The organism is Dyella sp. (genome assembly GCF_035277725.1).
Classification (GTDB): Bacteria; Pseudomonadota; Gammaproteobacteria; order Xanthomonadales; family Rhodanobacteraceae; genus Dyella_B.
Genome location: NZ_DATEJY010000011.1, coordinates 1 through 7,249, shown reverse-complemented (window position 1 = coordinate 7,249; position 7,249 = coordinate 1). Strand labels below are relative to the sequence as shown.

The 7,249-nt window shown below is 61.4% G+C and carries 7 protein-coding genes; 3 read left to right on the top strand and 4 right to left on the bottom strand.

The annotated features are described in order from the left end of the window. Positions 1-1,377, bottom strand: a 1,377-nt coding sequence (gene valS / locus VJR68_RS00620; protein WP_324145609.1) for a valine--tRNA ligase, incomplete at its 3' end; no start/stop codon positions are given. Between the two features lie 274 nt (positions 1,378-1,651). Here valS and VJR68_RS00615 point away from each other — a divergent pair. Together VJR68_RS00615 and tsaB are read left to right on the top strand one after the other, a co-directional pair. Beyond that, complete coding sequence (locus VJR68_RS00615; RefSeq protein WP_324145608.1) at positions 1,652-2,602, top strand: hypothetical protein; 951 nt, start codon at positions 1,652-1,654, stop codon at positions 2,600-2,602. A gap of 76 nt (positions 2,603-2,678) precedes the next feature. Then, positions 2,679-3,368: a tRNA (adenosine(37)-N6)-threonylcarbamoyltransferase complex dimerization subunit type 1 TsaB gene (tsaB, locus tag VJR68_RS00610; protein WP_324145607.1), complete on the top strand. Its 690-nt coding sequence runs from the start codon at positions 2,679-2,681 to the stop codon at positions 3,366-3,368. Positions 3,369-3,437: 69 nt separating this feature from the next. Here the strand turns inward: tsaB and VJR68_RS00605 are convergent, their stop codons facing one another. Beyond that, entirely contained in the window at positions 3,438-4,472 is a 1,035-nt protein-coding gene (locus VJR68_RS00605) for a YeiH family protein (protein ID WP_324145606.1), read from the bottom strand. An 89-nt stretch (positions 4,473-4,561) separates the two neighbouring features. Here VJR68_RS00605 and VJR68_RS00600 point away from each other — a divergent pair, with 89 nt between their 5' ends. After that, entirely contained in the window at positions 4,562-5,440 is an 879-nt protein-coding gene (locus VJR68_RS00600) for a LysR family transcriptional regulator (protein WP_324145605.1), read from the top strand. A 397-nt stretch (positions 5,441-5,837) separates the two neighbouring features. Here the strand turns inward: VJR68_RS00600 and VJR68_RS00595 are convergent, their stop codons facing one another. Together VJR68_RS00595 and VJR68_RS00590 are read right to left on the bottom strand one after the other, a co-directional pair. Continuing rightward, positions 5,838-6,158, bottom strand: coding sequence for a putative quinol monooxygenase (locus VJR68_RS00595; RefSeq protein WP_324145604.1), 321 nt, complete (start codon positions 6,156-6,158; stop codon positions 5,838-5,840). Positions 6,159-6,170: 12 nt separating this feature from the next. Beyond that, a complete protein-coding gene (locus VJR68_RS00590; RefSeq protein ID WP_324145603.1) occupies positions 6,171-6,917 on the bottom strand; it encodes a glucose 1-dehydrogenase in 747 nt (248 codons plus the stop codon). Positions 6,918-7,249 lie beyond the last annotated feature (332 nt).

Genomic DNA, 7,249 nt, shown 5'->3' with positions numbered 1-7,249 from the left:
ATTGCCAGCTTCGTCGTACCACGCCGGAATGCGATGGCCCCACCACAGCTGGCGGCTGATGCACCAGTCCTGGATGTTTTCCAGCCACTGCGTGTAGGTGGTGGTCCAGTTCTCCGGCACGAACTTGATCGCGCCCGAGCGCACGGCGTCGAGTGCGGGTTCGGTGATGGCCTTGCGTCCACCCGGGCGCCCATCCTTTTGCGTGTCGCTGGTGAGATCGACGAACCACTGGTCGGTGAGCATGGGCTCGATCACCGCATCCGAGCGCTGGCTGACCGGCACCTGCAGTTTGTGCGGTTTGGTTTCGACTAGAAGACCGGCTGCGTCGAGGTCGGCAAGCACGACCTTGCGTGCTTCGTAGCGATCTAGCCCCTGGTACTTGGTCGGGACGCCGATGTCCACGGCCATGTCGACGTAATTGCTGCGCACCTTGCCTGCGCCACCTGGTTTAATGACGCTACCAGTCCAGTCTGAGTCGCTAACAACCTTGGCTGTCAGCGTGAATACATTGAATTGAGGCAAGCCATGCCGCTGGCCAATGACATAATCATTGAAGTCGTGGGCAGGCGTGATTTTTACCGCTCCAGTTCCAAATTCGCGGTCAACATACTCATCCAGAATTACCGGAATTTCGCGTCCCGTAATCGGCAAGCGCAATCGTTTTCCGTGTAAATGCTTGTAGCGCTCATCATCGGGGTGAATTGCTACGGCGGCGTCCCCGAGCATGGTTTCAGGTCGAGTTGTGGCAACGACCAGGCTGTCCGTTCCGTCGATAGTCGGATAGCGAATCGACCACATGTGCCCATCGCGCTCGACGTTGTTCACCTCCAGATCGGACACCGCCGTGCCCAGCACCGGATCCCAGTTCACCAGACGGTTACCGCGATAGATCAAGCCCGCGCGATACCAGTCCACAAACACCTTGCGCACCGCGGCGGACAGGCCCTCGTCCATGGTGAAGCGCTCGCGCGACCAGTCGGCGGCGACGCCGAGGCGGCGCATCTGGTTGGTGATGGTGGAGCCGGATTCCTCTTTCCACTGCCACACCCGCTCCACGAATGGCTCACGACCCAGGTCGTGGCGGGTCTTGCTCTCTACCGCGAGCTGGTTTTCCACGATCTTCTGCGTGGCGATGCCCGCGTGGTCGGTGCCCACCTGCCAGAGCACATTCATGCCGCGCATGCGCTGGTAGCGGATCAGCATGTCCATCACGGTCTGCTGGAACGCGTGGCCCATGTGCAGGGTGCCGGTGACGTTCGGCGGCGGCAGCAGGATGCAGTACGGCTCGCCATGGCCGGCGGGGTGGAACACGCCGCTCTGTTCCCAGCGGGCATACCACTTCGACTCGATCGGGCGGGGCTCGAAACTCTTTTCCATCGGGGACTCGCATTGGCGCGCCGGGGCACAAGCGCGCGTGGATAGGCATAGAAACCGGCATTGTAAGGTGCGGGTGGGGGTGTGCCAAAGCGCGGGCGTCTTGCTCCCTCCCTGCTCGCAGAGGAGGGTTGAGGTGGGCGCCATCTGAAAAAAGCCGAGATTGCATCCCAGCCCACAAAACCCTGGTAAAGCGCGACTCCAACGACAAGAGGTCCGTTGCAATGGCGCTATAGTGCTGGACTGACGTCAAGCAACTCCCATCCGAGCAGGGCGCATGGAAGTACGAAACGAAGCCGATATCGCCACTGCAGGCCTGCCGAAGCCGGCCGCTATCGAGCCTCGCCCCAAGGCGGTGGTCTGCATGACCAACCACGAACGTCCCGACTGCGCGCGCATCAATCAGGAAATCATCAAGCTGAACTATGCCGAGCCGTGGCCGATCGTGCATGCCTGCTCCGATCCCATTTACGCCGCGCACATGGAGAACGTGCTGGTGCGGTGCCAGCCGCGTTCCATCATCGACGGTGCGCTGAACTTGCTGCGGCAGTCCTGCCGGGCAGCGGTGGAGATCTATAACCCGCAATATCTTGTGCACGTCGAGGCCGATACCTGGGTGTTCGATCAAGCGGTGATCCAGCGCTACATCGATCTGCTCGATCGCCATCCCGAGGCTTACCTGGCGGCGTCGACGTGGAGCACCGATCAACGCGTGCAATGGCGGCGTCTGCATCATCCCTTCGCGAAGATGAAGCTGGGCGCGGCGAAGGTACTCAATACGTTAGGCAATGACTTCGGCGTGAAGCGCAAGCAGACGCTGTCGACGCAGTTTTTTATTGCACGCAACGATCCGCGCTTCTTCAACGTGATCGACGGCATCCAGCCGACGTTCGAAAACACGCTCGAGTACGACTTCTATCATGCGTTCGTGGCGGAGTTCGGCAGGCGCGCGGTGCTGCATATCAAGGAGCGCGAACCGGTACATCCCGACAACCGGCACTGGTGCCCTGCGCTGACGTTGCACGCCCAGCATTGGCCGGAGCAATTGCCGCGGCCGGCGGATCTGCCTGCTGATGTACAACGGGAAGGCGTATCCGGGCAGTACGACATTCCCGGCAAGAAGGAAGTGTTGGCGTCGCACCGTTTCAAGCAGCTGGGTCCAGCGATGCGTCAATTGCTGGAGGCAAGCGATACGAGTTATTACAACCCCAAGGCGAAGCGGTATTGAGCGCGTAGGCTGGGATGACAATCCCAGCATCGTGGACTTGTCCTCCCAATCCACATAGGCATGCGAGAATGCCGCGATGAACCTGCTCGCCATCGAAACCGCCACCGAAGCCTGCTCCGTCGCCCTGGTGCACGGTGAAACCCTCGTCGCCCGCAGCGAGCTGGCACCACGCCGCCACGCCGAACGCGTACTGCCGATGGCCGATGAGCTGCTGGCGGAAGCGGGCATCGGCAAACATGCCTTGGACGCCATTGCGGTGGGGCGCGGCCCCGGTGCGTTCACTGGCGTGCGTTTGGCCGTGTCGCTGGCGCAAGGCATGGCGATGGCGCTGGACCGGCCGGTGATTCCCGTTTCTTCGCTGGCAGCGCTGGCGCTGGAAGCGCCGGAAGACGATGCCGCGATCCTGGCCGTCATCGATGCACGCATGGGCGAGATCTATGCGGCTTGCTACCAGCGTGATGATGAAGGCGGCTTGATCGCGCTGGACGAAGAGCGCGTCTGCACTGCTGATTCGCTGGTCTTGCCGCAAGCTCATGCATGGAACGTGGCCGGTTCCGGTTGGGCGACGTACCACGCCGCCTTGCTTGCCCGTCTCGGTGTGGAACCTCGTTCTGCCGATGGCAGCTGCTATCCGCAGGCGCGTCATGTTGCAACGCTGGCGGTAAGTGAATTCAAAGCGGGTCGTGTCGTGGCGCCGGAGCACGCATTGCCGGTGTATTTGCGCGACAAAGTCGCGCTGACACTGGCCGAGCAAGGGCGAGCGTAGGTGGGGTGCGGACCCCAACATCGGGATGCAGATGGGAGAGCAATGTTGGGGTTCGCACCCCAACCTACGTCACAGCTGCCCGATTACCAACTGCACTAGCAGGCTGCTCACCGACACTGCCGCCCATACACCGAGGCCCAGCAGAATCGGCCGTACACCGGTCGACGCCATCTTGCGCAGATTCGCCGACAGGCCGATCGCAGTAAGCGCCACGATGATCATGAACTCCGCCGCCAGATGAATCGCCGGCTGGATCTCGCTCGGCACAAAACCCGCCGTACGCACCGCGGAAGCCACCAGAAACCACAGGATGAACCACGGAAAGATGCGGCTCAGTTTGAAGTCGCTGACCACGCCGGCGTGCTTCGCCGCGCGCTTCTCACGCATGGCTACCACGATGGCGAGCACCAGGCAGATCGGGATGATCAGCGTGGCGCGCGTCAGCTTCACGATCGTCGCGTAATCGCCTGCCGCCGTGCTGTAGCTGTAACCAGCAGCGACGACCGAAGAGGTGTCGTTGATCGCCGTGCCTGCCCACAGCCCGAAACCGAGATCGGACAGATGCAGCGCATGGCCCAGCAGCGGGAACAGCAGTACCGCCACGATGTTGAACAGAAAGATGGTGGAGATCGCGAACGCCGTATCGTGATCGTCCGGCTTGATGATCGGCGTCACTGCGGCAATCGCCGAGCCGCCACAGATCGCGGTACCCACGCCGATCAAGATCTTGAGCTTGTCATGCACTTTCAGCACGCGGCCAAGCAGCCAGGCCGAGGCGAACGCCACGCTCATCGTCACCAGGGTCACCGACAGCGATTCCAGCCCGGTCTTGGCGACCTGGGTAAGGCTCAGCCCGAACCCCAGCGCAATGATCGACCACTGCAGAATCTGCTTGCTGGCGAACTGGATGCCCGGGTTGAAGCGCTCCCCTGGCGAGAGCAGGTTGCGCACCGCGATGCCGATCACGATGCCGAACACCGGACCGCCGATCAGCGGCACCTGGCGGCCCAGCCACCACGCCGCCAGCGCGATAACCACGGCCAGCAACAGACCGGAGGCGCGGATTTGCAGGGTGGGGGCGGCGGGTAGGGAGATGGCGTTCATGACGGCAGTTCCGTGGGGATGCGTCATTGTCCGATTCGTCATGTATTAGGAAAATTTGAAATATCTAATCAAGCCTATAAGATTGGCTGATGCTCAACGTCAGCCTCCGTCAGCTCGATGTATTCGTGCAGGTCGCCCTCCTCGGCAGTGTGCGCGCCGCCGCCGAGCGGCTGCACCTTACCCAGCCGGCAGCCAGCATGGCGCTGGCCGAAATGGAGCGTCAGCTCGATGCGCCGGTATTCGATCGCGAACGCGGCCGGCTGCGCCTCAATGCGCGCGGGCGCGAACTGCTGCCGCTTGCCCAGGAACTGCTTGAGCGTCATGCCGAGTTCGGCCGTCGTGCCACCGGCAAGACGGTGGCGCTGGCAGGCGAATTGCGCATTGGCGCGAGCAACACGGTGGGCAATTACCGCGTGGGTGAATTGCTGGGCGAGTTCGTGCGCGCGCATCCGCATGTCGCTATCCGTTTGCGCGTGGCGAATACGGACGACATCGCTGCTGCCATGCTCGATCACAGCCTCGATGTCGGTTGCGTCGAAGGCCCGGTGACGCATCCGCTGCTCGAAGTGCATCCCTGGCGCGACGATGCCTTGGTGGTTTGCGCGGCACCCGATCATCTTTTGGCAAAAAAGCGCACCCTGAAGCCCGAGCACTTCGCCGGCGCGCGCTGGGTGTTGCGCGAGCCTGGTTCTGCAACGCGAGCCACGACCGAACGCGCACTCGCCCTGTTGCCACCCGGCGAAACGGTGTTGGAACTCGATCAGATCGAAGCGATCAAGCAGGCCGTTGCAGCGGGCCTGGGTATCGCCTGCCTGCCGGAAGTGGCGGTGACTGATGCGCTCGCCACCGGCCGACTGGCCGCGTTGAAAACTCCCTTTCTCGATCTTCGCCGCAAACTGTCGATCCTGCTGCACCGGGAGAAATATCGCGGTGCGGCGTTGGACGCGTTTCTGCATTCTGTCAGCTAGCAACAAAAAAACTGCGCATGCACCTTGTAGGTTGGTTAAGCCAAAGACGCACCCCAACACAATGCTGTGCTTGCAGCAGCTAGGGATGCTCTGATCCATTCCACGTGCCCGGCATGACGTCCAGAAGGCTCGCAGGGTGTGCTGCGCGGCGCCGGGAAGACTGGCCGTCTTGCCAAGCCGCGCGGCGCAGCCTGCGGGCCTTCTGGACGTCACCCCACCGTTTAAATTCAAGACGTTGGGGCCGCACTGTATGCGCGCATCGCTTCGCCCCGCCGTCTCGACATACAACCAGTATGCCTTCGCCGTCGGTGCTGTGCGATGCGCGCATACAGTGCGGTGACGGGTACGTGGAATGGATCAGAGCATCCCTAGTTTCGACGAGAACCAGGTTCGATTCTCAAAGACCATAGCCGGGTTGCGTCGCTACCGGCGAAACGACATCCCAATGGCCAAGCTGGCGTTCATCCAGCCACATGGATTTGACGCGTGCAAAGTAGGGCGCGTAGTAGGCCCGTTTCGATTGCACTTGTTCAAAATGATCACGGCTACTCCATGCCTCAATCATCAGTACCTCGCCAGGATGCTCGGTATTTCGCAAAACATCAAAGCGTAGACAGTCCGGTTCGCGTTCGATCAGCACGCGAAGCACAGCCAGTTCGCGCATGAAATCCTCCATGCATTGGGGCCTGATATTCAATCGCACAGTGAGCGCATACATGTTCGGCATTTCTCATAACGCATCGGTCAGGCCGCCGTCGGCCAGCATCGTACGGCCGGTGATCCAGCGCGAGTCATCCGAGGCAAGGAAGGCGACCACATCGGCGATGTCTGTCGGTTCCCCAATGCGCCCGGCAGGTGTGCTGGCGATCACTGCCTGCCGACGCGCCTCGGGCGTAGCGGCGGTCATATCGGTGCTGACCATCGATGGCGCGACGGCATTGACGGTGATGCCACGCGCGCCGAGTTCCTTGGCGAAGGCGTTCGTCAGTACGGAAACGGCAGCCTTGCTTGCAGCATAAATGGCCGTTCCGGGGCGCGGCGAATAAATCAGGTTGGTGGATACGTTGACGATGCGTCCGCCACTCGGCGGAAAATGAGGCGCGGCGGCCTGCATCATGTTCAGCACGCTGCCCATGTTTGCGCTGAAAAGACGTGACACGTGTCCGTTATCTATATCGCCAAAGTTCCGCATCTCCAACGCGCCGGCGTTGTTGATCAGGATATCGATGCGGCCGAAGTGCTTCACGACGGCCTCGATGGTTGCCTGTGCGGCCGACTGATCGGTCACGTCAGCCGCGAATGCTTTGGCCGTGCCGCCCGCGTTCGCGATGGTATCGAGGACTGATTTCGCCTGCTCGGCGTTGCTTTTGTACACGATGGCTACCGTCGCGCCCTCTGCAGCAAGTTTGCGGGCAATGGCAGCGCCGATGCCGCGTGAGCCGCCCGTGACGATGGCAACTTTGTTTGCGCATTTCATGGTTCTGTCCTTGTTTCAAGGGGGAATCGGAAACGCGGACGCATCCGCGTCATCGTGCTGATGTGAAGTGCTGTGGCATCGTATGGCGAACCCATCGAATGAAAAATACGCTCTTTGGAATTCTTTGTTGCGCTGATGAAACGGTGCGCTAAAGGCTTGCGCTGGTGGGCGGAGCTCCCTCGACCAGCATCCTGCGGCCGCCGTAAAGCTGCCACGCTCCGCCAAGGTTGCGAAATAGTACAAGTCGTTGAGGTCCAGCATGCGTTCTAGTCCTTTCTGTCGCTGAGTACAGCGTAAGCCGCGCCGTCCAGAACGAAGCCCGCCACCTCGCG